The sequence below is a fragment of the Halomonas sp. ISL-56 genome (genome assembly GCF_018612805.1).
GTDB lineage: Bacteria > Pseudomonadota > Gammaproteobacteria > Pseudomonadales > Halomonadaceae > Vreelandella.
Genome location: NZ_JAGGRO010000025.1, coordinates 41,961 through 67,768 on the forward strand (window position 1 = coordinate 41,961; position 25,808 = coordinate 67,768).

Below are 25,808 nucleotides of genomic sequence, written 5' to 3' on the forward strand. Positions count from 1 at the left end.
TGTCGAAAACAGTGTTCGATGTAAGGTATCCTATCGTATCCCTTGCTCCCGCTAAAGCGCAGTGAGGCTTCCTTCTTGTTTGCCGTTGACCTTAAGAGATCGCCATGGCCCGTCCTAGACAGCATGCGCCCGATGCCCTCCACGCGCAGGTCATGCACGCTTGTGATGAGTGGTTGGCTGAGCAGCCAGTCCATGGTCTCTCACTGCGTGCTTTGGCCAGAGAGGTCGGCTGCGCCCCCAGCACCCTACTGAAGCTCTATGGCAGCTTCAATAACTTATTGCAGCACGTCAACGTGGAAACCCTGGCACGCCTGCAGCACACCATTACCAGCCTGGCCGATGATGATCCCGAGCCATGGTTGCGCTCTCTGGCGCGTGCCTACTGGCGGTTCGCCGAGCAGGACTGTTACCGCTGGCAACTGCTGTTCGATTACCCGCTGGCCCAAGAGGGTGAACTCGATCAGCGCCAAAGCGATTTGATCGAAGCGCTATTTACCCAAGTGGAGACCTCGATCAAAGCTTACCAGCCAGCGCTGGATGATCTCGAAGCCCGCCGTTTGGGGCGCACGCTGTGGGGTAGCGTTCATGGGCTAGTCCAGCTTGGGCTTAATGAGCGATTGGGCTACTGGCAGGGGCAGCAATTGAAGGTGGATGAGTTGCTGGATCAATTGATGAGTACTATTTTGGCCGGCTTGCGCCATCGTGAGGCGTCGACGTGACGGGGTGGGTCAATGCGGCCCGCCAGGCACTGCGCTGGCTGATTTTTGTCTCAATGCGGCTCTGCTACCGGCTGCAGGTGCATGGGCGTGAGCATATCCCCAAGCAGGGGGGCGCGCTGGTGGTGTGTAACCACGTTAGTTTTATGGATGCCTTGGTGCTCGGTGGTGCTAGCCCCCGGCCGCTGCGCTTTGTCATGGATCAACCGATTTTTGATTCTCCCTGGCTTAAGTGGTGGTTTCAGTTGGTCGGTGCTATTCCCATTGAGTCTGAACGGCGTAGCCCTGGCGCCCTCAGGCGCGCGCTGGATGACGTCAGCGCAGCGCTACGCGAGGGGCAGGTCGTGATGGTCTTCCCTGAAGGGCGACTGACCCCGGATGGCGAGATTCACGCCTTCCGGCGCGGCTTAGAGGCGATTCTAGCCCGGGACGATGTGCCGGTGATTCCGGCAGGGCTGGCAGGCTTGTGGGGGTCGTGGACATCCCATCATAACGGCAAAGCGCTAAAGAAATGCCCTAAGCGCTTTCGGGCGCCAGTGAGTTTGCACTTTGGGCCGCCGCTCAACCGCCTGGACGCCGATGATATAGCGCTGCGACGGTTTCTTGAAGCACGGGTTAGGGCGTTGAAGGCGGCGGCGGATCAGGATCTTGCCAACCGCCGTTAGCTTGCTTATCCCTCACTAGCGGCGTGGCGCCCGCAGCTTTTGCCAGCAGCGTGCCGAGGTGATGAGATTATCGCGAATCTCCAAAATCTCCATGCGCATATTGCCAATCTGCAGGCACGCTGGGCCTTCTGGAAAGGCTTCGAGGTGCTCAAGAATGAGCCCGTTGAGCGTTTTGGGTCCGTCGGTAGGTAGCTGCCAGCCAAGCATCTTATTAATTTCACGGATATTGGCGGTGCCTTCAATCACATGGCTACCGTCGTCCTGCTGATGGATCTCTTCATCCTCAGAGACATCGGTGGTGAACTCGCCCACAATCTCTTCCAGAATATCTTCCAGTGTGACTAAGCCTTCCACGTCGCCGTACTCATCCACCACAATGCCGATACGCCGCTTCTGCTTTTGAAAGTTGAGCAACTGTGTATGAAGCGGCGTGGATTCAGGAATAAAGTAGGGCTCGCGAGCCTCCTGCACAATCGACGCTTTGGTGACTTCGTCACGGGACAGAAAGCGGGCTGCGTTGCGCAGATGCAGCATGCCGATAATATTATTGATATCGCCTTTATAGACCGGTAGCCGGGTGTGCTGACTGGTACGGATCTGGGTCAAAATATCTTCTAGCGAATCATCCAGGTCGATGCCCAGTACCTCATGTCGCGGCACCATAATGTCATTCACGGTGACGTTCTCAAGGTCGAGAATCGATAGCAGCATCGCCCGGTGACGATAGGGGATCAGCGTGCCTGCCTCGTGAACCACCGTGCGCAGCTCGTCGCGGGTTAGGCTATCGCCACCGTTATCAACGCTTTTCACACCCACCAGCCGGAGCAAGCCGTTAGACATGACGTTGACCAGCCAGACCAGCGGGTAAAGCAGCTTTAACAGCGGCTCAAGCGCGTAGGAGGTGGGATAGGCGATACGCTCAGGCTTAATCGCGGCGTAGGTCTTCGGCGTTACTTCGGCAAAAATCAGAATCGTGATGGTCAGCAGGGCAGTAGAGATGGCAGGCCCTGATACGTCACCAAAAAAGTGAATGGCGATGATGGTGGCAATTGATGCCGCTAGGTTATTGACGAAGTTGTTGCCGATCAGGATAACGCCAATCAGGCGGTCAGGTCGGGTGAGCAGGCGCATAACCCGTTTGGCTCTGCGGTCACCGCTGTTAGCTTGATGGCTCAAGCGGTAGCGGTTAATCGACATCATGCCGGTTTCAGAGCTGGAGAAAAACGCGGAAAGCAGTATCAGTAAGGCTAGCAGGCCGAACAGTAACCCCAGGGGGAAGTCGTCGCTCAAGTCGAAAAGTCCTTTGTGGCGAATTAGGCTCGATTTGTAGAAGGTAGCGAGTGGTGTGTCAAGACAACCAAAGACGTGGTGGTGCCCCCGTCAGCAGTTGAGTGGCTATCGATTGAGTACAATCTCAAGTACGAACTTACTGCCAAAGTAGGCTAATACCAGCAGGCCACAGCCGCCCAATGTCCAACGCACTGCCCGCATGCCCCGCCAGCCAAAGCGGTAGCGGCCGATCAAAAGCGTGGTGAAGATTATCCAGGCGAGCAGTGACAACACCGTTTTATGCGCCAAATGTTGGGCAAAGAAGTTGTCCAGAAAAATAAGCCCGCTGGCGATGGAGAGCGTCAATAGAATAATGCCCGCCCAGACCAGTTCGAACAGCACCCGTTCCATGGTGGTTAGCGGAGGCAGAGACTGCACAATGCCGCGAATATGGTGGTGGCGCAGCGCCTGGTTCTGCAGGCCGACCAGCACGGCTTGAACGGCGGCAATCGCCAATACGGCAAAGGCCAGCGCTGAGCTTATCGCGTGCAATAAAATGCCTGGCGTCAGGCCGGTGTGGCCGCCTTGATTAGGCAGCCAAGTGGCGGCGAGTAGCGCAATGCCCGCTAGCGGAAACAGCGCAATGCCAGCGTTAAGCACTGGTTTAAACAGGCTGGCTACCAGCACCACGTTAACCGCCACCGCCATCAACAGCGTAGCGCTGGTGGTAAAGCCTGGCAGCAGGCCTGGTGATTGCCCCATTAGCTTGATCACGACAGGAATGTGTAGCAGTAAACCCAGTACGGCAAGCAGACGCACCATGCCCTGGCGGGGCGGTACACGCCGGAACAGCGTCATGCCCTGCCAGATGGCAGCGGCAACATAAATAATAAAAGCCATCGTGGCGAAAGGGAGCGCCTGCATGATGCTATCCGTGCGCCTTGCAGCGCGTTGCGGTGAATAAATAAACAAATTAAGTGTGGTTACGACGAAAATCTATTCAACTACTATAACTAATCCAAGCGGCGTCGCCCAGCGGGGCAATCGTATGAAAATGGGTAAGCACTCAGAGTAAGTATTTAGGAGTGCCAAGGTCTGTAAGCAAGGCTCTTTTGTCATGGTCGGAAAAATGTTCCCGACAACTCCAGCATTTCCGCCATCCTTGGTGATCAGATGACGGCTTGCCTTGGTTGTTTGAAGCAGGGTTGTTTGAAGCAGGGTTGCTTGAAGTAGGGTCGCGAGTACTCTCCCATGGAGACTCACCGCATGAGCGCGTATAATCTTTTCACTAATTAGTCCAGGGCGTGCGCGCCGACGGCAGTGACGGAGGCAGAGAGGCCCCATGTTCCAGAATCTAAGCGAGCGTCTTTCCCAGACGTTAAAGTCGATTAAGGGTCAGGCCCGCCTGACCGACGACAATATTAAAGATACCCTGCGCGAAGTACGCCGCGCGCTGCTTGAGGCCGACGTAGCGCTGCCGGTCATCAAGGAATTTATTGAGCGCGTGCGCGAGCGGGCGGTCGGGCAAGAAGTCTCTAAAAGCCTGTCGCCAGGCCAACAATTCGTCAAAATCGTCCAGCAAGAGCTGGAAGCGATTATGGGCGAAGCCAACGACGGCTTTGTGCTTAAGGGCTCCCCCGCCGTTGTATTGATGGCCGGTCTACAGGGCGCGGGTAAGACTACCTCTGTGGCCAAGCTGGCCCGCTACCTGCGCGAGCGTGAGAAGAAGAAAGTATTGGTCGTATCTGCCGACGTTTACCGTCCGGCGGCCATCGACCAGCTTGAAACCCTGGCCAAAGAGGTCGAGGTGGATTTCTTCCCCTCGCGCTCTGACCAGCAGCCGGTAGCGATAGCCGAAGCGGCCATTAAGCACGCCAAGATTCAGTTCCACGATGTGGTGTTGATCGATACCGCCGGTCGCCTGGCGATCGATGAAGCCATGATGGCGGAAATCCAGGCGCTGCATAAAGCGGTCTCGCCCCAGGAAACGCTGTTTGTCGTCGACGCCATGACCGGCCAGGATGCCGCCAATACCGCTAAGGCGTTCAGCGAAGCGCTGCCGCTAACGGGTGTAATCCTGACCAAAGCCGACGGTGATGCCCGCGGTGGTGCGGCGCTGTCGGTACGCCACATTACCGGCAAACCGATCAAGTTCATGGGCATGGGCGAAAAAGTCGATGCCCTGGAGCCGTTCCACCCCGACCGGGTCGCCTCGCGCATCTTGGGTATGGGCGACATGTTGTCGCTGATCGAGGAAGCCGAACGTACTGTCGATAAATCCAAAGCCGACAAACTGGCCAAGAAGGTCAAAAAAGGCGATGGCTTTGATCTGGAAGATTTCCGTGACCAGCTTCAGCAACTCAAGAAAATGGGTGGCATGGGCGGTCTGATAGGTAAATTACCCGGCATGGGGCAGATGGCCGAAATGGCTCAAGGCCCTGGCCCCGAGAAAGAGCTGGGCAAGCTGGAAGCGCTGATTAACTCAATGACGCCTAAGGAGCGCCGCAAGCCTGACATTATCAATGGCTCGCGCAAGCGCCGCATCGCTGCTGGCGCAGGCCTGCAAGTGCCCGACTTGAATCGTCTGCTCAAGCAGCATAAGCAAATGCAGAAAATGATGAAGAAAGCAGGTCAGAAAGGCGGTATGCAGAAAATGATGCGTGGTATGTCAGGCATGATGGGCGGCGGTGGCCCAGGTGGGCCTGGCGGAATGGGTGGCCCTGGTGGTATGGGCGGTATGGGTGACCCAGGCGGATTGCCGCGGCGTTAAGCTACTGTGAACTCAGGGAGTCTGAGCTCAAGTCACATGACGCAAGTGTACAATCACGCTGCCATCTGGCTTGCAGTCGTGCAATGGATAGCAATATGGCACCTCACAGGGGGTCGGCACAGTAACGCTGCCGGGTGCTAAATTGTATTGGAACGCCGGGCTCCCGGCGATTCCACCGTAATGACCGCCCCAGTAGGTATGAAAGGGTTGGTGGATGTGCCCGCATAAAATGCGTTTTGGTGAGCCGCTAATGATTTTCATAAAGCGCTCCCCACCGTCTATCAGGCTGTAAGGATCCCAATGCGGATTCCCTGTCATAAAGGGCGGATGATGCAGTACCAGAAAAGTGACTGGTTGGGTGTGCTGAAGCTGCTTTTCTAGCCACGCCAATCGCGTATTGCACAGCGCCCCCCGCGCTTCCCCCTCTACTACCGAATCCAGGCCCAGCAGGGTGATGCCATGGGTGTCGATTCTGGATTGCATAAACTCGCCTACTTCAAGTCCCGCCAGCTGATTGCCCAGCACTCGCCGCATTGCCTCGCGCCTATCGTGATTGCCAGGCACTGCCAGAATGGGCATGGGGAGTGGCGCAAGCAGGTGGCGTATCAAATGATAGTCTTCCTCACTGCCGCCGTCGGCCAAATCGCCACTGATAGCCACAATATCCGGTAAGGGGTTCAGTGTGAGCAGGTCCGCGATGATGCTTTCGACAACCTGAGCGATGTCGGCGCGGGCTTCACCCGTTTCGGAGCGCTCAGTGAAAAGATGTAAATCAGATAAGTGGGCAATCAACATTTAGGTGAAACCTAGCAAAAAGTTTGTTCAGAAAAGTTCGTTAACAGATCGTCAACGGCTAGCGGCCAATGCGGGCCAATACATCGGCTTTCAAAAAACGCTCGATAACCAGCATGAAGCCGACAGAGGGAATTAGCAGTATTAGCGCGGTAATGGCGGCCACCTGATAGTTGCCGCCCATAGAGGCGTTGAACATGAGTAGCGGTAGTGTGGTGATCTCCGGTGCACCGACAAAAAACGTACCGGTGAATTCATCGATACTGTCGAGAAATACAAAGATTGAGGCTGCTAGCAACCCAGGTAGGGCTTGGGGCAAAGTGATGTCGTTGAAACAGCGCAGCGGTGAGGCGCCGAGGTTGCGTGCGGCCTCCTCCAGCGAACGATCCACGGTGGCAAAGGAAGCGGTCGCAATCCAAACGGCATAAACCAGTCCAGGCAGTGAGTGCACCAGCACCACGCCGACCAGCGTGCCGTTAAGCCCCCACTGGTAGAAAATGGCAGCGATGTTGACGAAGATTGGTAAGTTGGGAAACGCCTGAGGCAAAAGGAAAAGCAGCATGATGAGGTTGCGCATAGGTAGTGCCTGACGTGCCAACGCATAACCCGCAGGTATCGCCAACGACATCGAAACTAATACCGCCAGCAGTGCCACAATCACTGTATTAAATAGCGATTCCCAGGCCCCTGCGCGAGGTCGGAATACGCGCTCCCAGAAAGCGAAGCCCCAATCGGTAGGAAAACGATTAGGGTAAAACCATTGCTCGGCAAATGCCCACATGGCAAGGTTCAGTAGGGGGCCAAAGACAATAAATGCCACCAAGCCCAGCATCAAACCAAGCCCGATCTGCGAAAGTCGTTTAGATAATGTCATGCAGTTGCTTCCCGGCGTAGCGTCAGGCGCAAATATACCCAGGCGGTAAAGGCGGTCAGTGCATAGGAGAACAGCCCTAGGGCGTTGGCAATGCCGTAATCACCGTAGTAAGTAATCCGGTGGGCCATCATCGAAGTCATCATAGTGGGGTTGCCTGCTATCAGCATTAGCGGCACGGATAGCACCGAGAGCATTGCCACCAGCGAGAGAATCAACCCTACCCAGAGTGTGGGTGCTGCTTGGGGCAGTAGAATATTGAAAAGGCAGCGTAGTCTGCCCGCGCCCATATTACGGGCGGCTTCGATATGGCTGCGGTCGATAGCCGCCATGGCGCCTGCGAGTAGTAGCGTGACGAACGGTATCTGCTTCCAGGCAAATGTCAGCACCAGTCCTCGCCAGTCCAAAAAGCTCTGGGCGTTGGCTGCCGTCAACAACCCCGTTTCGACCAGTACGCCGTTCATCATGCCGTTAGTGGACAGAAAAGATCGCGCTAACTGACCTGACACCACGAAAGGAATAAAGAGTGGCCAGCGATAGAGCCAACGCAGCATAAGTACTGCCCAGGGCGTAGTACCTAGTACTAGGTAGCCCGCAATGGCGATGGATATCACCGTGATCAACGCAAGGGAGGCCGACACAACGCCGATGGAGAACAGAATGTCACGGCCATAGAGCGAAAATGCTCGGGCAATATGCTCCGTTGTCCAGGCGCCGTTACTGTCACGAAATGCCGTGACGAGCGAACGGGCTAAAGGCAGCGCATAAAGCAACGCTATTGCCGTCAGTGCGGGCAAAACGAGCAGCGTGCCCAGCGCTGATTGTATAAAAGGTTTTCGCGCGGCAATGGGTGGATATGTCCTAGAGGATAAAGTGGTCATATAGCGTTCTACGAAGAAGGGGGCAAACGCCCCCCTATGGTGGCAAGTAAAACGTTAGCGGCTAACGTGGCTTTCGTAGGCTTCCAGAATGGCGCGAAAGTAGTCAGCCTGGGGCATCGAGAAGCCTCGGGTGGCAAGGGTCTCAGGTGACACGTCTGCATAGAGCTGTTCCCATTGAGCGTCGCTGAGCTCGCTGCGAACATGCTTTGCGTCAATGCCCGGGAACCAGTTGAACTGGCCAACAATGCCTTCGGCCTGTATCTCCGGACTGGTCGCGAGGGCAATGAATTCGGCGGCTAGGTCAGGTTCAGCGGCGCGTTCGGGGATGGTGTAGTACATCGGTTGGCCGGGCATTCCGGGTTCGAGCAGCAGCAAGCGAAAGTTGGGGTTGAGACGACCATCAGCTTTCCATGTGTAGTACATATCCATCCACACCGGCCCCATGGCGATTTCGCCGCGGTTCATGGCGTCCAGGGTGCCCGCATTACCTGGTGTCATGGTGACGTGCTGATTGAACGTGCTCAGCTGGTTAAGCGCTGACTCCCAACGAGCTGGTGCATCCTCTTCCCAAGGACCGTTTTGCAGGGTGCCAGCCATGTCGGTAAAGGCGTACATCCAGCCGAACACAAAGCCGACCCCCGCCATGCCACCGGTGATGCCGTTATAGCCGAATTCGCCTGGGTGCTCCTCAACCCAGTCAGCAAGCGCGGCGTAGCTTTCCGGCGGCTGTGCTAGAAGATCAGGATTATAGGCGATGGCGATCTGGCTCTGGAACATCGGCATCACGTAGCCTTCTACATCGACGCCCAGCGCATTGCTTGCGCTTTGGGCGCTGACTAAAGCGCCAGTGGAAATGCTGTCAACGTAATCGGCGAGCAGATCTTCTTTAACCATTTGCCCCGCCATACGCTGGTGCACGACTGCAACGTCGACGCCCCAGGTTGCTTGGTTGCGCTGGGCGCTGAGGGTTTCATAAATAGCTTGGCTGCCTGCATCGCCAGGGCCGGTGCCTAGGGCGCGCACCGTAACGTCAGGGTGCGTGGCTTCGAATCGCGGGGAGAGATACTCGTTGATGTACTCAACCATATTGTCGTCACCCGCGGTAAACACATTAAGCGTTGTAGCCGCCATGGCGGGGGCAGCAAGGGTAGCGGTTAAAAAGCCGAGCGTAAGCGTCAAGGGTTTCATGCGATGTCCTCATGTCGATCAAGTGGCGGCATATGCCGGTCATCCGGCCCGAAAGAAATCAGAGCCGACTCAGGCACCTGAAGCGTCGCGAAAGTGCCTAAAGCAATAGGGGAAGCGGTCGTGGCGCAGAGCTCTTCGCCATCGGTAGACAGTGAGACCTGATAGCCATTGCCGGTGTATAGACAGTCGGTCACGCGGCCTTTACGGGTCAGGGCCGCCGCGTTAAGCGGCATATTGATCACCGCATCCTGGGTTCGGAAGCCGAACTTGGTGGCGCCTCTGGCGCTGGGCGGATCATGCTCTTCGCAGCTAACCGTATTGTCCACGCCAAGAAAACGTGCGGCGGCGATGTCGGCGGGGTGATGGTAGAGATGTTGCGGCGAGGCAACCTGGACAATCTCACCTGCTCGCATTAGCACGATCTGGTCAGCCATCTGTAGGGCTTCCTCCTGATCGTGAGTCACCATGATGGTGGTGATACCTAGCGACTTTTGCAGGCGACGTAACTCGCCGCGTAAGTTGCGACGGATGGCGGCATCCAGATTGGATAGCGGCTCGTCAAGAAGCAGCAGCGGTGGATCGATGATCAGCGCTCTACCAAGGGCGACACGTTGCCGCTGCCCGCCGGAAAGCTGTGTTACCGCACGGTTTTCGAAGCCGCTTAATTCTAGCCTCGCTAATATCTTTGCCACTCGCTGCTGGCGCTCCGCGCGGGATATTCCGCGCAGCTTTAGTGGGTAACCCAGGTTGTCGCCGACGCTCATGTGGGGCCATAGCGCATAGGATTGAAATACCATCGCGGTCTGGCGTTTTTCGGGCGGCAAATGGGCAATCGACTTTGAACCGAGACGGATATCGCCGCGACTCAGGGGCGTAAAACCAGCAATAGCACGCAATAGCGTTGTCTTGCCGCAGCCGGAGGGGCCTAGCAAGCAGGTGAAGCTGCCTGGTTCCACATCCAGATGGATGCTTTCCAGAATACGCTGTTGTCTGAGGTCAATCGTTACGTCATTGAGTGCAAGTGCTTCGGTGCGCATTGGTCGGCCTCCAGTGTTAACAAGTGATTTTGAAAAGCAACGTTGGGGATTTTTGAACGCGCGTGCAAAATTTCAATAAAGCAAAATTACCGCGCGTCTGTGACGTTTTGATGTAGCTTTTAAAACACTCCAGAGACGGCTCAAAAATGTTAAAATGGCCCGTGTTATCTAATGGATAGAGCGGTAAAAGCGTGCTTGAAATTGTTAAATACGGTCGGTTATCTCGGTGCGTGTAACCGCAGATGATGTCGCCAAAGCGGCCGGTGTATCCCGGGCAATGGTGTCGCGGGCGTTTACCCCAGGAGCGTCGGTAGCCGTCCGGAAGCGCGAGCACGTACTGCGCGTTGCCAAGGCTCTGGGCTATCGTCCTAATTTGATTGCCCGCGGGCTAACAGGCCAGCGTACTGGCCTAGTGGCCGTAGTGGCGGGTGAAATATCGCGACCCTACGAGGCTTGGTTGCTGGAACATCTCGTTCGAGTGCTGAGTACTAATGGTTATCAACCGTTGCTTTTGCCAGCGTTTCGAGACGCCAACATGACCGAGATGATTGATCATGCGCTGGCCTACCAGGTGGATGGAGCAATTGTCGCCGCGGGATCGGTCAGCCGTGATATCGCTGATCGCTGCCAGGCATCGGGGGCCCCACTGGTGCTGATCGGTCGAGTGCTGGAAAAAAACGGCGCTGATGCGGTATGTTGCGACAATATAAAGGGCATGTGGCAGCTGGTGGAGCGCCTTGTCAAATAGGGGCGGCAACGCATTGCTTGGTTGGGGGGCACGGCAGATACCTTCTCAGATCAAGAGCGCAGTCAGGGCGTTGAGGAGGCATTAGCACATTACGGCCTGTCACTACAGGCGCAGCGCCGGGGAAATTTCTCACTATCGAGCGGGGTAAGTGAAGGGCTGGCGCTACTGGATTCCCGTTTGTCGCTTGATGCCATTATATGTGCTAACGACGCCATGGCTCTGGGGGTTGTTGAAGCCGCAGCGCAACGCGGTATCCGGGTGCCGGACGATGTGGCTATCACTGGGTTCGACGATGTACCTGGCGCCGCCTGGGGGCGCTGTCCATTGACCACAGTGCGTAATCCGGTAAATGAGACGGCGCTGGAGGCACTGCGCCTGCTCGAAACGAGGGTTCAGGATCCAACCTGCGACAACCAGGTCATCAGGGTTGGCGTCACCCTTGTCCCGCGCAGCAGTGGCTAATGCAGTGGTTGACGCGTTGTGAGTTTTCTGGCTGTCAGGCTTTCCAAGTCGTGCGCATTTGCGTAGAATGCGGCCTCTTCATGCGTGGGTGTTGCCCAAATACGTCAAAACGTAGCGGTAGCAGCGCTCAGTGAAGGCCTTAATGGCACTAAGCGAGTTTCTTTATGGGGCATGCTTAGCACCAAGAAAACAGCACGACGAGTGTTCCGATAGCGATTTTCGCTATAACCACACTCTCGTAACCTCAACCGAAGGATAGTTATCGTATGGTTACCATTCGTTTGGCCCGTGGTGGCGCCAAGAAGCGTCCCTTTTACCACCTGACCGTTACCGACTCGCGTAACGCTCGCGACGGTCGCTTCATCGAGCGTATTGGCTTCTTCAACCCGGTTGCCCGTGGTCAGGAAGAGCGTCTGCGTGTTGATTTAGACCGTGTTACTCATTGGCAGAGCCAAGGCGCCCAGCTGTCTGGTCGCGTTGCTGAGCTGGTCAAAGAAGCACGCAAACAGGCCTAAGCCTGTTTAAAGTAGAGTCTGATGTTGTAAGTAGAGGTCGTCGATGACGCGTTTTGAAACAAGCCATACTGACGACACGCATGTGGTGTTAGGCAAACTGACTAGCCCTCACGGGATAAAAGGTTGGCTCAAGGTGTACTCATACACCAGCCCCATGGACAACATTCTGGACTACCCCGAATGGTGGGTGCGCAAGGGGGAAACCCTGATGCCTGTGACCATTGTTCAGGGACATCGGCAGGGCAAAGGGCTTGTGGTGCAGCTTAAAGGCGTGGATGACCGGGATGCGGCAGAAGCATTAGCCCAAACGGACATCGTACTGCCCAAGGACGCACTGCCTGAGCTACCGGCCGATGAGTATTATTGGCATGAGCTTGAAGGCATGGCGGTCTTCACTCAGGCCGGCGAACGGCTAGGGCGGGTGAGCTACCTGTTTGAAACCGGCGCTAACGATGTCATGGTGGTTCGCGGCGATTCTGAGTCAATCGACAAACGCGAGCGACTGCTGCCATTTTTGCCAGACGATGTCATTATCGAAATCAGTTCCCAAGAGGGCCGTATGGTCGTTGATTGGGATCCGGAATTTTGACCAAACTCATGGGCAGTTTGAGTAGTGATGTACCTACTGACTCAACTGAGTTTGAAAGTGACAGCGCGCCGGAAACGGAGAGCAAAGCAGCAGCGCCTGCAATGTGGATTGGTGTCGTGTCGTTGTTTCCCGAGATGTTCGACGCGCTAACGCAACAAGGCGTGGTCGGCAGAGCGGTGGAGAAACAGCGCATTGCACTGGAATTTTGGAATCCGCGGGATTACGCCACTGATCGCCACCGCAGCGTCGATGACCGCCCTTATGGTGGTGGTCCAGGCATGTTGATGAAAGTCGACACCCTGCGCGCAGCGATCTTTGATGCCCGGGAACGGGCGCAGCAAGCCACCGGTCTAGTGCCGACGGTGATCTACCTCTCGCCCCAGGGGCGTAAGTTGGATCAGCAGGGCGTTCAAGCACTGGCTTCCGCCGGGCCCTTAGTGGTCGTGGCAGGGCGCTATGAAGGCATTGATGAACGCGTGGTGGAGAGTGACATTGATGAAGAGTGGTCGATTGGTGACTATGTGCTGAGCGGCGGTGAGTTGCCAGCAATGGTGCTGATTGACGCAGCGGCAAGGCTGATTCCCGGCGTGCTGGGCCATCAGGACTCCGCTGTCGAAGACTCGTTTAATGACGGTCTGTTAGACTGCCCGCACTATACCCGTCCAGAAGTCATTGACGGGCGCCAAGTGCCGGATGTGCTGCTAAGCGGAAATCATGCAGCCATCAAGCGCTGGCGGTTAAAGCAGTCACTGGGCCGTACATGGCAACGTCGACCCGATCTTTTGCAAGGGCGAACATTAGACGCCGAACAGCGCAAGCTGTTGAACGAGTTTATCGAGGAACACGCTCTGTCCACTGAGTAGTTGGTTTTAAGCTACGCTGTTTTTAACGACGTTGCTTTTCAACTACTTGGCACAGAGCGGCGGTGCAGGGCGAAAAAGCGCACCTGTGTCACCCATAACGACTCCCGCGTAGCTCGTTTCGAGCGCCGGGATCACGGCTTCCGCCACCCATGATTGAGCGGTCAAGCCAACACGTTATTCAGGAGTATGATGATGAGCAGCAAAAGCAAAGTGATCCAGGCGATCGAATCTGAGCAAATGGGCAAGGAAATTCCTGCCTTTTCTCCCGGCGACACTATTGTCGTTCAGGTAAAAGTAAAAGAAGGTACTCGCGAGCGTCTGCAGGCGTTTGAAGGTGTGGTCATCGGTAAGCGTAACCGTGGCCTGAACTCCGCTTTCACCGTGCGTAAAATTTCTCACGGCGTTGGCGTAGAGCGTACTTTCCAGACCTACAGCCCGCTGGTTGACTCGATCGAAGTCAAGCGTCGCGGTGACGTGCGTCAAGCCAAGCTTTACTACCTGCGCGAGCGCAGCGGTCGTTCTGCACGTATCAAGGAAAAGCTGGCTTAAACGCCGCTGCTCCGCGGGCGCACGCTGCTCTTTTGCACGCGTTGCGCCCGGATACCAAAACCCCGTCACCGCTTTGCGGGGCGGGGTTTTGTTTTATATAGCGGCTTGATAACAAACAGCTGGAGACTGCTGACGTATGAGCGTTATCGATGCATTTTTAGATGCCCTGTGGTTAGAGCAGGGTGCCAGCGATCATACGTTAGCCGCCTATCGACGCGATTTAACCGCCTGGCAAGCCCACTTGGAGAGCCACGGCGATGCGCTCTTGGCGCCGCCGCCGGAGCGTCTTAGTGAGTGGCTGGTCAGTCGCCGGGAGGAAGGCTATCAACTGCGTAGCAATGCCCGGCTGCTGTCGACGCTGCGCAGCTTCTACCGCTGGGGGCGTTTAAATAACCAGGTGGAAACCGACCCACTCACCGATATCAAGCTACCCCGCGTGATCCCCGGTTTGCCGAATACCTTGGAAGAGGACGAGGTGGAGCGCCTGCTATTAGCGCCCGATACTGATACGCCGTTGGGCGTTCGTGACCGCGCCATGCTGGAATTGCTTTACGCCTGTGGCTTGCGGGTCTCTGAACTGGTAGGGCTCACCGGCGACGCGGTCAACCTGCGTCAAAACGTGGTGCGGGTGCGCGGTAAGGGCGATAAAGACCGTCTGGTACCCATGGGTGAAGAGGCGGCGGATTGGCTGGCCCACTATATGCAGACCGCACGGCTTTCGCTGATGAGCGACCCAACACGCCCCGCGCTATTTCCCGGCCGGGGCGATAAAGCCATGACCCGGCAAACTTTTTGGCACCGGATTAAGGTGCATGCGATAACGGCAGGCATCACCCGGCCACTGTCACCGCATACGCTTCGCCATGCTTTTGCGACCCATTTATTGAATCATGGGGCCAATTTGCGGGTCGTACAGCTGCTGCTGGGTCATAGCGATCTGTCGACGACCCAAATTTATACTCATGTGGCCCAGGCGCGCTTGGAAAACCTGCATGCAGAACATCACCCACGAGGTTGAATTGATAATGCGTCAACGCCGTTTTGTAGCACACCCTTTACTGACACCTTTCTCAATGCTGGCGTGTTTGTTAACCGTCAGCCTGTTACCTGCCGCTGCCCAGGCCGATAACGTGGCAGATCAACTGGCTGGATCGCTGAGCGTCAATGGCCAGTCGATGCCCGTGGAAGCGGTCACCGAAACGCCTATGAAGGGCGTTTATCATGTGCGGCTGGAGAGCGGTGAATCTTTTTACTCTAACGCTGACGGTAGCCACTTCCTGGTCGGCGACCTGTATGAAAATGGCGATCAAGGGCTGGTCAATTTGACCGAACAAGAGCAAAACCGGGCGCGTGCCGATGCGCTGGCAGCCGTGCCTGACGGTGAGTTGGTGATCTTTCGTGGCGCCGATGAGCCCAAAGCCACTATAACGGTGTTTACTGACCCTACTTGCCCCTATTGTGCGCGGTTACACGACACTATTCCGGAGTTGAATGAACGCGGTATCGCCGTTCACTATATGGCGTTTCCCCGTGCGGGCATGAGTAGCCAGGCTGCCACAACGCTGCAGCAAGTGTGGTGCTCGGATAACCGCAGCGAAGCGATGACCCAAGCCAAGGAAGGCCAGACTATTTCCAGCGCTGCGAACTGCGACAATCCCGTAGCAGGGCAGTATGATCTGGGCAAAGCATTGGGCGTAAAGGGCACACCAGCAATTATTTTACCCAATGGGCAGCTAGTGCCGGGATTTGTGCCCCCCGAGCGGCTCTCTGCCATGTTAGGCTTGGATGATCAATAACCTCACATTGCAAGTGAATATAAAACGTTGAGACACGGTCTTTAAGATCGACATCAAAACCGTAATTAAGGCCAGCACCACCAGGTGCACAACACGAAAGGGGAAGTATTTTGAAACCGGTAAGAGTAGGTATCTGTGGTTTAGGCACTGTCGGTGGCGGCACCTTTAACGTATTGACCCGCAACGCCGACGATATTGCGCGTCGCGCTGGCCGCCCTATTGTGATTGAACAGGTGGCTCACCGCAGTATTCATCCTGACTGCGATATTACCGGCATCAATGCCACCTCTGATGTATTTGAAGTGGCGACCAACCCCAACGTAGACGTCCTGGTGGAGCTGATTGGCGGTTACGATATCGCCCGTGAGCTGGTGCTCACCGCGATTGAAAATGGCAAGCACGTGGTCACCGCCAACAAAGCGTTGATCGCGGTGCACGGTAACGAAATCTTTAAGGCCGCGCATGAGAAGGGCGTGATCGTGGCATTTGAAGCCGCGGTGGCCGGTGGTATCCCGGTGATTAAATCGCTACGCGAAGGCCTGGGTGCCAACCGTATCGAGTGGGTGGCGGGCATTATCAACGGCACCGGCAACTACATTCTTACCCATATGCGCGACGAAGGCCGTGCCTTTGAAGACGTGCTCGCGGAAGCCCAGGCGCTGGGTTACGCCGAATCCGACCCGACCTTTGATGTGGAAGGTATCGACGCGGCGCACAAACTCACTATCCTCGCTTCGATTGCCTACGGCGTACCGCTGCAGTTCGAGAAAGCCTTCACCGAAGGCATCTCGCGGATCACCGCCGAAGACGTCGAACAGGCAGACAATCTGGGCTACGTGATCAAGCACTTGGGTATCTCCAAGCGCACCGATCAAGGGTTGGAGCTGCGTGTTCACCCCACGCTGATTCCTAAAGAGCGCCTGCTGGCCAATGTGCACGGCGTCAAAAATGCCATTGCGGTCATGGGCGACGCCGTTGGGCCGACGCTCTACTACGGAGCCGGAGCGGGCGCCGAGCCGACTGCTTCAGCGGTGGTTGCCGATTTGCTAGACGTGGCGCGCGATATCTCTACTGATCACCACTACCGGGTTCCCTACTTGGCGTTTAGCGGTATCGACGAAGACGTCAGCCAACTGCCCATCATGCCGATGGAAGAGATCATTACCGCCTACTACCTGCGTCTATTGGCGGTGGATCGTCCCGGTGTGCTGGCGCGGGTGGCCACTATCTTGGCCGAACAGGGCATTTCTATCGAAGCGCTGATTCAGAAAGAGGCCACCGAAGGTGAATTAGTGCCGATCATTCTGCTTACTCACCGCACCAAAGAGAAGCAGATGAACGCAGCGATCCGTGAAATCGAATCCATGGCGGATATCGCCGGGCCTGTTACACGCATCCGCGTGGAAGGCCTGGACGAAGGGGAGTAGATCAAGATGCGCTATATCAGCACGCGCGGGCAGGCGCCCGCGCTCTCCTTTGAGGAAGTGGTGCTCACCGGTATGGCCAGCGACGGCGGGCTATATGTGCCGGAAGTCCTACCTGAGTTCTCTAAGGAAGAGCTGGCTAATATGGCCGGACTCTCCTACGCGGAGATTGCTTTCCGAGTGATGAAGCCGTTTGTGAACGGTGAGATCGACGACGAGACTTTCCGCAGTATCGTTACCGAGGCCTACGCGACCTTTAATCACGATGCAGTCGTGCCCCTCAAACAGCTAGATGCTAACCATTTTCTGCTTGAGCAGTTCCACGGCCCGACCCTGGCATTTAAGGATGTGGCGCTACAGCTGCTCGGCCGCCTGTTGGATCACTTTTTGAAAAAGCGCGGCGAACGTGCGGTGATCATGGGGGCGACTTCCGGAGATACCGGTTCGGCAGCGATTGAAGGCTGCCGCCACTGCGACAATCTGGACATCTTTATCCTGCACCCACACAACCGGGTCTCGGAAGTTCAACGTCGTCAAATGACCTCGGTATTGGCAAATAACGTCTTCAATGTTGCCATTGAAGGCAATTTCGACGATGCCCAGGCAATGGTTAAAGCGAGCTTTGCTGACCAGACGTTCCTTAAAGGTACGCGTTTGGTGGCGGTGAACTCGATCAACTGGGCGCGCATTATGGCGCAGATCGTATACTACATCGCCTCAGGCGTTGCTCTGGGAGCGCCGCACCGTGAAGTGAGCTTCTGCGTGCCGTCGGCTAACTTTGGCAATGTGTTTGCAGGCTATATGGCCTACAAAATGGGCCTGCCGGTGAAGCAGTTCATCATTGCCACTAACGCCAACGACATTCTGCACCGCACGCTGGCCGCTAATGATTTTTCCAAAAAAGAATTGGCGGCAACGCTGGCTCCTTCCATGGATATCGTGGTGTCGTCAAACTTTGAGCGTCTGCTGTTTGACGCTTACGACCGCGACGGTTTAGCTGTATCCGAGCTGCTTGATCGCTTCCAGAATGAGCCCACGGCCCTGGCCGATGCGCCGCTAGCGAAACTGCGTGAGAAGTTCACCAGCTACAGCGTGGACGATGCGACCATCCTTGAGGTGATTCGCAACGCCCATAAGCGCACCGGTGAAATGCTCGATCCGCACACCGCTACCGGCTATCGTGCCGCCGAGCGGGCCCGTGCTGACCAGTCAACGCCGATGATTACCCTCGCTACTGCACACCCGGCTAAATTTGCCGAAGCCGTGGTAAAAGCGGGCTTCCTCGGTGTGCCACTGCCGCCGCATATGGAAGACTTGATTGAGCGCGAAGAGCGCTACACCGTGCTCCCTGCGGAACTTGCCGCCGTGCAGCAGTTTGTCGTGGAAAATCGGCGTTGAGACCTACCCTTTGAGACATCGATGACCGCAGTGACAGATTTACCCCAAAGCACGCTCTCTTCTAGCACAACCAGACCACGCTTAGAGCCTCGTCCCGTGGACGAGGCGCTCTATGCCCGTGCCCAGGCGGAAGGCTTAAGCGAGCTGCAGGCGCGCCTACTAGCTTCGCGGTTGCCGGGCTACAGCGGTGAGCTTGCGCCGTTAATTGCGCCCAGCCTGCGCTATCTGGCCCACCCGGAGAAACTTGCCGACGGCCGTCGTGCCGCCGAGCGTATTGCCCAGGCGGTAGCGGAAGGCGAAGCGATTGGTATCCTCACCGACTACGATGTGGATGGCATCACCTCTCACGTGGTGATCCGGCGCACGCTGGTGGAATTGTTTGGGGTGCCGGAAGGCAAGCTGCACAGTTTGATTGGCCATCGTATTCACGACGGCTACGGGATTAGCCTGCCGCTGGTAGAGCGCACCCTGGCGCAAAAGCCGTTTCCCACCCTGGTGATTACCGCCGATTGTGGCAGCTCCGATGAGCCGCGTATCGCGCGCCTAAAAGCGGCAGGTATCGATGTGGTGGTGAGTGACCACCATGCGCTGCCTATCGAGGGGCCGCCAAGCTCAGCATTTGCATGTGTTAATCCTACCCGTGATGACTGCGAGTATCCCGACAAAACCATCGCTGGCTGTATGGTGGCGTGGCTATTGATGTCACTGGCTCGCGGTGTGCTGATCGAGTGGGGGGCGCTGTCTGAATCCACGCCCAAGCTGTCGCCCTGGCTCTCTTACGTGGCCTTGGGTACGGTTGCCGATTGTGTTTCATTGGGCGGCAGCCCGGCAAACCGCGCGGTGGTCAATCAAGGCTTAAAGCTTATCAATCGCATGGATGCGGCCTGCTGGCGGGCGATGGCCACGCGTTTAGGCGCCGACAGCGTGCCGTTTAACGCCGAGACACTAGCGTTTCAGATGGGGCCGCGTATCAACGCCCGCTCGAGGCTGGACGACCCCTACGCAGCGCTGCACTTTATGCTCGCCGAAAACGATGGCGTCGCCAATCGTCAGCTCGACGTGCTGGATCAGGATAATCAGTCCCGTAAAGCCATTGAGGCCGATATGGCCGCCGAGGCACGTACGCTCGCCACAGTGGCTCTGAACGCCGATGAACCCGCCGTGGTGGTGCTGCTGGAAGATGGCCACCCAGGCGTGCAGGGCATTGTTGCCTCACGTTTGGTGCAGGCTTACGGGCGCCCGGCGCTGGTGCTTACCCAAGCCTCGGCACCTGGCATGCTTACCGGTTCCGGCCGCTCGATTGACGGGCTGCACCTGCGCGATGCCCTTCAGCGTACCTATGAGCTTGCTCCCCAGGCGCTACCACGCTTTGGCGGCCACAGTGGCGCGGCAGGGGTGGGTGTGCCACGGGATCAGCTTGAGGCTTTTAAGACGGCCTTCCTGCAGGCAGTAGGCGAGCAGTTGCAGGGGCGAACGCTCTACCCGCGACTTTGGACGGATGGTGAACTCTCCACGGCGCAGCTTTCGCTGACCACCTTGCAAGAGATCGAAACCCTTGGCCCCTATGGGCGGGAGTTTGACCCGCCATTGTTTGAGGGTCGCTTTATTGTCGAGGCGCTGCGCCCGGTGGGCGCTGAAGGCTCGCACCTGATGCTGGAGCTCTCCACCGGCCCGGTAACTTGCAAAGCGATCTGGTTTCGCGCCCTAACGCCGGGGGAGCTGCCTGGGTTCAGCGTTGGCGATACGCTGCACTGCGCTTATAAGCTCAACCGCAATCGCTGGCGCGGCCGTGAAACCCTCCAACTGATGGTCGAGCACGCCAGCGCCATTTAATTAATTACGTTATAACCTCAATAAGCCAAGTAAGGACGCCCCATGCGCGTGGAAGATTTACCAACGGATCAGCATCGCCCCTATGAAGATGTCATGGCGATGCTGCTGGGGACGTTCTTCGTCGCGCTGGGGGTGACCTTTTATACCCATGCAGTGCTACTGACCGGCAGTACGGCAGGCTTGGCGCTGCTGTTGAGCTATATGACCAGCAGCGTTACCGGTTGGGGCTTTGGGGTGTACTTTTTTGCCATTAACCTACCGTTCTACTACTTGGCAGTAAAGCGGATGGGCTGGAGTTTTACCCTGCGCACCTTCGCCGCCATCGGCTTGGTATCGCTATTTTCGGAGCTGACCCAGGGCTGGGTGCAGTTTGCCAACGTGCCATCGCTCTATGCTGCTTTGATGGGCGGCGCGCTGATGGGCATTGGCATGTTAATGCTATTTCGCCACCGTACTAGCCTGGGCGGCATCAATATCCTCGCGCTCTATTTGCAGGATAAACACGGCCTGCGCGCAGGCTACGTTCAACTGGCCATCGATGGCGTTATTCTGTTGATTGCGCTAACGCAGCTACCGCTTGATCGCGTGGGCTATTCAGTGCTGGGCGCGTTGACCCTCAATCTGATTATCGCCCTGAACCATAAGCCAGGGCGCTATATTGGCGATAGTTAGAAAGGCTACGATAGTTAGAAAGGCTACGCGAGCCAGAACCACCATACGATAGCGGCGATAAGCCCTAGCCCCGCCAAGTTGATCAATAAGCTCATGCGGCGTTCTCCTGGCTGGGCGATTTCCAGAGTCGTAATCGATTGGCGTTACTCACCACGGTGATGGAAGAGAGCGACATGGCAGCGCCCGCGATCATCGGTGAGAGCAGCGTGCCGGTGAGCGGGTAGAGCACCCCCGCGGCGATGGGAATGCACAGCAGGTTATAACCAAACGCGCCCACCAGGTTTTGCTTGATATTGCGCAGCGTGGCGCGGCTGATCTCGATCGCAGACGCCACACCGTGCAGCGAGCCGCGCATTAGCGTGATACCGGCGCTCTCAATCGCCACATCGGTGCCTTGGCCAATCGCAAAGCCGACATTCGCCCTGGCTAGCGCGGGGGCGTCGTTGATACCGTCGCCGACCATGCCAACGATTTCACCTGCTTGCTGACGGCGCTCAATTTCAGCGTGTTTATCCTCAGGCAGCAAACCTGCCCGGAACTCGTCAATACCCACTTCCTGGGCAATAGCTTTGGCGGTGTGCTCGTTATCCCCGGTTAACATCACGATGGTTAAACCATCTTTTTGCAGGCGTTTGATCGCGGCCACGGTGTCGTGGCGAAGCGGGTCGCTGATGCCAAACAGGGCGGCCAGCTTGCCGTCCACCGCCAGGTACACTAGCGTGCGCGCCTGCTCCTCAAGCGACCGTGCCTGCTCTTCGCCTGCTGCAAGATCCACCCCCGCTTCTTTAAGCAGTCGCGCATTGCCCAGTAGTAGTGTTTTGCCGCCGGGCATTTGGGCTTTGACCCCGCCTCCGGTGACGCTGTCAAAAGCGTGAATCTCAGCAGGTTTAGCATTTTGTTCATCCGCGTAGCTCATGAGCGCCGCCGCCAGCGGGTGCTCGGAGCCGCGCTCCAGCGCGTGCACCCACCCCAACGCAGTGGATTGCTCGACGCCAAACAGCTGCGCATCGGTCACGCTAGGCTTGCCCTGGGTAAGCGTGCCGGTCTTATCGACTACCAGCGTGGTCAGCTTGCTGGCGGTTTGCAGTGCCTCGCCGCTGCGTACCAGTACCCCTTGCTCTGCCGCTTTACCGACGCCGATCATGGTAGAGATCGGCGTCGCCAAGCCCAATGCGCAGGGGCAAGCAATGATCAGCACGGTGGTCGCTGTGACCAGCATATGAATCACTTGGGGCGCTGGGCCCAGGTTGAACCATATCAGCGCCGTCAGTACGGCAATGATCATGACTGAGGGTACAAATACACTGGAGACCTGGTCGGCCAGCTCGCCAATCGGTGGGCGCGAGTTTTGGGCACTCGCTACCTGTTCGGTAATTTGCCCCAAGCGGGTATCCGCGCCCACCCGTGTGGCGCGATAGATCAAGCTGCCTTTGCCATTCACCGTGCCCGCGCTGACCTCATCTCCCACGCGCTTGGCGATCGGCAGCGGCTCGCCGGTGAGCATCGACTCGTCGATATTGCTTTGGCCTTCAACGACGTCGCCATCTACTGGCAAGCGCTCGCCGGGGCGCACCCGTATCTGGTCGCCTGCACGCACCGCGTCAATCTCAATCTCCTGCTCGTGGCCGTCGCGAATCACCCGCGCCGTTCGGCTCTGCAGGTCAAGCAATCGTTTTAGCGCGTCGCTAGTGCGTCCCCGGGCGCGCAGCTCCATGGCATTGCCGAGAAGTATTAGTCCGATCACCATCGCTGAGGCTTCAAAGTAGATGCCCTGGGCAACCTCGGGCAACCATGGCGCAAATAGCACAACGGCCATGGAATACAGCCAGGCGGCACCAGTGCCCATGGCGACCAAGGTATCCATATTGGCCTGATGATGCTTAAACTGCTTCCAGGCGTTGACGAAAAAGTGGCGTCCTGGGAAGGCCAAAATACCCAAGGTTAACAAGCCGATTACCAGCCAGTAGAGGCGCCCCATGCCCATCGGGTGGGGGTGGAAAAACAACATGCTCATCATTAGCGGAATCGCCAATGCCAACGAGATCGCACTGCCGCGCAGTCGCCGTTGGTAGGTCTTGGCGTCCTGTTCAGCACGCGTGCGCTCGGCCTCACGCATATCCACGATGGGCTCTGCTCCATAGCCCACCGCCTCCACGGCAGCGATCAGTGTCTGGGTTTCTGCACTGCCGAATACCTGAGCAGAGTGGCTGCCGAAATTGACGCTGGCGGTGTCGACCCCTTCCGTGCGCTCAAGCGCTTTCTGCACGCTCTTAACGCAGCTGGCGCAGGTCATCCCACTAATCGCCAGTCGCTGCTTTTTGCCTTGTCCTTGGACATGGGCATTTGCGGCTTTTGTAGCTTCAGCATCAGAAGCTGCTGCGGTATCTGGCTGCGTATCAGCTGTGTCTTGGGCTGTTGCGTCCAGAGCTGCGGTTGGTGGATAACCCGCCTCGGTTAAGTACTGATCCAGCTCAGCGTCAGTTAAGGATGAAACCACCTCAAGGCGTTTTTCGCTGGGCGTGCCGGTTACGTCGGCGCTAGGGTCACCGTTTTGCACTGCCTCGCGCATACGCTTTACGCAGCCTTGGCAGTTCATGCCGGGGATGGTGCGAATAGTGACGACATTACTAGAGTCACTCATGGCGTTTCCTTAGCAGGTGCTGTCTCGGGGAAGTTCTCAATTAAACGGCAAACGCTGTGTCCATTGGGCGAGCCGTCGGGCATATGCTGCCAACTGTCCATAGCCTGTTCCATTCGCTCTGCCAGCGCTTCAAGCTCAGCAATACGTGCGCGGATTTGTGGCAGGCGGCTGGCGAGTAAGTCGCGTACTAAGGGGCAGGGGGAGTCTCCTTGGTCGGCGTGGGTCAGGATGTCGCGGATCTCCGCCACGCTAAAACCGAGCTTGCGGGCGCGCTGAATAAAGCGCAGCCGCTCTAAGTCGGTATCTGAAAATAGCTGATAGCCATTATCCGGGTGGCGCTGCGGGGCAAGTAGCCGCTCACGCGCGTAGTGGCGCACGGTCTCGGCGGTAACACCGCCCCGTTTGGCAAGCTCATTAACTTTCATGGCCTGTTCTCCCGACCGGTTAAATAGTGTCTGTTAAGTGTAGAACCTATGGGTTACCCATAGGTCAAGGCCACCTTTGTGGAAGACGTTAAAATGACTAAAACACTGATTTAAAACGACCGTGCGACTAATGTATAAGTCAAAAATAAAATAAAACGAACGTTTGCCCTTGAACCTTTGGCCCAGTTGCGAGAAAACAGTCATGTAAAAAATAACGAGAGTGGATTGTCGGTATCCACTGGATCATCGGGAAGAGAGGCCCACTATGAATAATAAATTTAATAAGCTCACCCTGGCCGCTGCTATTACAGCAACTGCCTTCGCCAGCCAAGCCCACGCGGGCGGATATCAGGTCAACGAGCAGAGCGTGAGTGGGCAGGGCTACGGCCATGCCGGGCGCAGCTCTAATATTCATGATGCAACCATTGTGTACGGTAACCCGGCGGGCATGTCGTTTTTAGACCGAGCCCAGGTTACCGTTGGTGCTACGTATCTAAATGTGAATACTGACATCTCTAATGTCGAGGCTTCTCGCTATATTGACTCTGGGGTCGCGCTTGGTGGTGCGCCAAATGGTAATCAGATTCCCGTCGGTAGCATTCCAGGGGGGAACGCCGGCGATATGGTGCCAGGAACGCCTGTACCCTTTGCTTTCTATGCGCAGCCAGTGACTGATCGGCTAGCGTTCGGGTTTGGGGTGTATGCACCCTTTGGCTCAAAAACCGATTACGAAGATGACTTCCAGGGTCGTTATTTTGGCGACTACACCGAAGTCAAGGTGGTTAGTGCGCAGCCGACAGTTTCTTACCGCTTTAATGACCAGTTGTCAGTAGGTGCGGGCGTTACTTACAACCGAGTAGAAGGTGAGCTACGTCGCCAGCTTCCCTCTGAGCCAACCTTTAATGCTGAGAACGACATCGACTCGCGCGTTGACGGTGAAGACGAAGCGTGGGGCTACAACCTAGGCGTAATCTATCGCCCAGTACCCGAAACCACCTTGGGGCTAACCTACCGTTCAAAAGTGGACTACACATTAGAAGGGGATTTTAGCGCTACCGACCCTCTGGGTAATGTCCTTCGCTCAGATACCGCGAGCCTGGATTTAACCACCCCAGAGACGGTTAACTTCTCAGTAACTCAACAGATGAGCGATCGTCTCAAGCTGATGTTTGGGGCATCCTGGGTGCGTTGGAGCCACTTTGATCAAATTCTGGTTACCGGTAGCCAAGGCAATACGATTACTCAAGAACTTCAAAACTACTCAAACGCATGGGCATTTGCCACTGGCGGCGAATATCAGTTAACGAAGACACTAGCGCTTCGTGCTGGGGTGACGCTGGACTTTACACCCACCAATGATGAAGACCGCAGCGTTCGTATTCCTTCCGATGATCGGCGGATTTTCTCGCTGGGGGCAGGGTGGAGCCCAACGCCTGATATGACTATTGACGTGGCGTACTCCTACCTCACCGAACGCGGGACTTTTGTTGATCAGGAGCGTAGCGACCTGCTGGCCAGCCAGGCCACGGGTGGCCAGCCGGTAGGCGGCGCCTCCTACTCAGCCGACTACAAAAACGAAGCCCACGGTTTTGGTGCGCAGTTGACCTATCGCTTTTAAGCTTTAGAGAGCCAAACCCCAATGAAACCCGGTGCACTGAACTGCACCCCAAAAGTTGGACACTCCTCCAACGATTGGGGTGTTTT

Annotated in this window: 25 protein-coding genes; 16 read left to right on the plus strand and 9 right to left on the minus strand. The window is 56.6% G+C overall.

The features are described 5' to 3' along the window. Positions 1-104 precede the first annotated feature (104 nt). Both J7J49_RS20040 and J7J49_RS20045 read left to right on the plus strand, forming a co-directional pair. A complete protein-coding gene (locus J7J49_RS20040) occupies positions 105-719 on the plus strand; it encodes a TetR/AcrR family transcriptional regulator (protein ID WP_064236039.1) in 615 nt (204 codons plus the stop codon). After that, positions 716-1,381 carry a 1-acyl-sn-glycerol-3-phosphate acyltransferase gene (locus J7J49_RS20045; protein WP_064236038.1) on the plus strand — a complete coding sequence of 222 codons (666 nt, stop codon included), beginning with the start codon at positions 716-718 and terminating at the stop codon, positions 1,379-1,381. Before J7J49_RS20040 ends, J7J49_RS20045 begins: the two co-directional genes overlap by 4 nt. A gap of 15 nt (positions 1,382-1,396) precedes the next feature. Here the strand turns inward: J7J49_RS20045 and J7J49_RS20050 are convergent, their stop codons facing one another. Further along, a complete protein-coding gene (locus tag J7J49_RS20050) occupies positions 1,397-2,671 on the minus strand; it encodes an HlyC/CorC family transporter (protein ID WP_009288263.1) in 1,275 nt (424 codons plus the stop codon). 105 nt (positions 2,672-2,776) lie between these two features. Further along, positions 2,777-3,574, minus strand: a complete 798-nt coding sequence (locus J7J49_RS20055; RefSeq protein WP_064236037.1) for a cytochrome C assembly family protein — start codon at positions 3,572-3,574, stop codon at positions 2,777-2,779. A 418-nt stretch (positions 3,575-3,992) separates the two neighbouring features. Here J7J49_RS20055 and ffh point away from each other — a divergent pair, with 418 nt between their 5' ends. Next, on the plus strand, positions 3,993-5,420 hold the full coding sequence (gene ffh / locus J7J49_RS20060; protein WP_215095195.1) for a signal recognition particle protein: 1,428 nt from the start codon (positions 3,993-3,995) through the stop codon (positions 5,418-5,420). A gap of 27 nt (positions 5,421-5,447) precedes the next feature. Here ffh and J7J49_RS20065 read toward each other — a convergent pair whose 3' ends face one another. Genes J7J49_RS20065 through J7J49_RS20085 form a run of 5 tightly spaced genes read right to left on the minus strand, consistent with a single transcriptional unit; the run spans position 5,448 to position 10,189 of the window. Next, on the minus strand, positions 5,448-6,215 hold the full coding sequence (locus J7J49_RS20065) for a metallophosphoesterase (RefSeq protein ID WP_215095197.1): 768 nt from the start codon (positions 6,213-6,215) through the stop codon (positions 5,448-5,450). Positions 6,216-6,273: 58 nt separating this feature from the next. Next, positions 6,274-7,086: an ABC transporter permease gene (locus tag J7J49_RS20070; protein ID WP_064236034.1), complete on the minus strand. Its 813-nt coding sequence runs from the start codon at positions 7,084-7,086 to the stop codon at positions 6,274-6,276. Continuing rightward, positions 7,083-7,964 (minus strand): ABC transporter permease, encoded by an 882-nt coding sequence (locus J7J49_RS20075; RefSeq protein WP_215095199.1) that lies wholly within the window; start codon positions 7,962-7,964, stop codon positions 7,083-7,085. Before J7J49_RS20075 ends, J7J49_RS20070 begins: the two co-directional genes overlap by 4 nt. 54 nt (positions 7,965-8,018) lie before the next feature. Beyond that, on the minus strand, positions 8,019-9,152 hold the full coding sequence (locus tag J7J49_RS20080) for an extracellular solute-binding protein (RefSeq protein WP_215095201.1): 1,134 nt from the start codon (positions 9,150-9,152) through the stop codon (positions 8,019-8,021). Then, on the minus strand, positions 9,149-10,189 hold the full coding sequence (locus tag J7J49_RS20085) for an ABC transporter ATP-binding protein (protein WP_064236032.1): 1,041 nt from the start codon (positions 10,187-10,189) through the stop codon (positions 9,149-9,151). Before J7J49_RS20085 ends, J7J49_RS20080 begins: the two co-directional genes overlap by 4 nt. Positions 10,190-10,415: 226 nt before the next feature. Here J7J49_RS20085 and J7J49_RS20090 point away from each other — a divergent pair, with 226 nt between their 5' ends. The 12 genes from J7J49_RS20090 (at position 10,416) to J7J49_RS20145 (ending at position 21,038) form a co-directional block, all read left to right on the plus strand. Continuing rightward, on the plus strand, positions 10,416-10,937 hold the full coding sequence (locus tag J7J49_RS20090; protein ID WP_215095203.1) for a LacI family DNA-binding transcriptional regulator: 522 nt from the start codon (positions 10,416-10,418) through the stop codon (positions 10,935-10,937). 12 nt (positions 10,938-10,949) lie between these two features. Beyond that, positions 10,950-11,399 (plus strand): substrate-binding domain-containing protein, encoded by a 450-nt coding sequence (locus J7J49_RS20095; RefSeq protein WP_353048402.1) that lies wholly within the window; start codon positions 10,950-10,952, stop codon positions 11,397-11,399. Between the two features lie 266 nt (positions 11,400-11,665). Continuing rightward, the gene (gene rpsP / locus J7J49_RS20100) at positions 11,666-11,914 is read left to right on the plus strand and encodes a 30S ribosomal protein S16 (RefSeq protein WP_009098555.1); all 249 of its coding nucleotides are present in this window, start codon (positions 11,666-11,668) and stop codon (positions 11,912-11,914) included. A gap of 43 nt (positions 11,915-11,957) precedes the next feature. Further along, positions 11,958-12,503, plus strand: coding sequence for a ribosome maturation factor RimM (gene rimM, locus J7J49_RS20105; RefSeq protein ID WP_215095207.1), 546 nt, complete (start codon positions 11,958-11,960; stop codon positions 12,501-12,503). Between the two features lie 101 nt (positions 12,504-12,604). Next, positions 12,605-13,366, plus strand: coding sequence for a tRNA (guanosine(37)-N1)-methyltransferase TrmD (gene trmD, locus J7J49_RS20110; RefSeq protein ID WP_064236095.1), 762 nt, complete (start codon positions 12,605-12,607; stop codon positions 13,364-13,366). A 192-nt stretch (positions 13,367-13,558) separates the two neighbouring features. Then, positions 13,559-13,915, plus strand: coding sequence for a 50S ribosomal protein L19 (gene rplS, locus J7J49_RS20115; protein WP_035576506.1), 357 nt, complete (start codon positions 13,559-13,561; stop codon positions 13,913-13,915). Between the two features lie 136 nt (positions 13,916-14,051). Further along, a complete protein-coding gene (xerD, locus tag J7J49_RS20120) occupies positions 14,052-14,933 on the plus strand; it encodes a site-specific tyrosine recombinase XerD (protein WP_215095209.1) in 882 nt (293 codons plus the stop codon). Then, positions 14,908-15,711 (plus strand): DsbC family protein, encoded by an 804-nt coding sequence (locus J7J49_RS20125; RefSeq protein ID WP_064236028.1) that lies wholly within the window; start codon positions 14,908-14,910, stop codon positions 15,709-15,711. Before xerD ends, J7J49_RS20125 begins: the two co-directional genes overlap by 26 nt. 110 nt (positions 15,712-15,821) lie before the next feature. Further along, positions 15,822-17,138, plus strand: coding sequence for a homoserine dehydrogenase (locus J7J49_RS20130; RefSeq protein WP_064236027.1), 1,317 nt, complete (start codon positions 15,822-15,824; stop codon positions 17,136-17,138). Positions 17,139-17,144: 6 nt separating this feature from the next. Then, a complete protein-coding gene (thrC, locus tag J7J49_RS20135; RefSeq protein ID WP_215095211.1) occupies positions 17,145-18,533 on the plus strand; it encodes a threonine synthase in 1,389 nt (462 codons plus the stop codon). A gap of 21 nt (positions 18,534-18,554) precedes the next feature. Next, complete coding sequence (locus J7J49_RS20140) at positions 18,555-20,366, plus strand: single-stranded-DNA-specific exonuclease RecJ (protein ID WP_215095213.1); 1,812 nt, start codon at positions 18,555-18,557, stop codon at positions 20,364-20,366. Between the two features lie 42 nt (positions 20,367-20,408). Beyond that, positions 20,409-21,038, plus strand: coding sequence for a YitT family protein (locus J7J49_RS20145; protein WP_064236024.1), 630 nt, complete (start codon positions 20,409-20,411; stop codon positions 21,036-21,038). Between the two features lie 91 nt (positions 21,039-21,129). Here the strand turns inward: J7J49_RS20145 and J7J49_RS20150 are convergent, their stop codons facing one another. After that, complete coding sequence (locus J7J49_RS20150; RefSeq protein ID WP_251048424.1) at positions 21,130-23,679, minus strand: heavy metal translocating P-type ATPase; 2,550 nt, start codon at positions 23,677-23,679, stop codon at positions 21,130-21,132. Continuing rightward, positions 23,676-24,104: a MerR family transcriptional regulator gene (locus tag J7J49_RS20155; protein WP_064236023.1), complete on the minus strand. Its 429-nt coding sequence runs from the start codon at positions 24,102-24,104 to the stop codon at positions 23,676-23,678. Before J7J49_RS20155 ends, J7J49_RS20150 begins: the two co-directional genes overlap by 4 nt. Before the next feature lie 265 nt (positions 24,105-24,369). Here J7J49_RS20155 and J7J49_RS20160 point away from each other — a divergent pair, with 265 nt between their 5' ends. Beyond that, positions 24,370-25,722, plus strand: coding sequence for an OmpP1/FadL family transporter (locus J7J49_RS20160; RefSeq protein ID WP_064236022.1), 1,353 nt, complete (start codon positions 24,370-24,372; stop codon positions 25,720-25,722). The last annotated feature ends 86 nt before the right edge of the window (positions 25,723-25,808 follow it).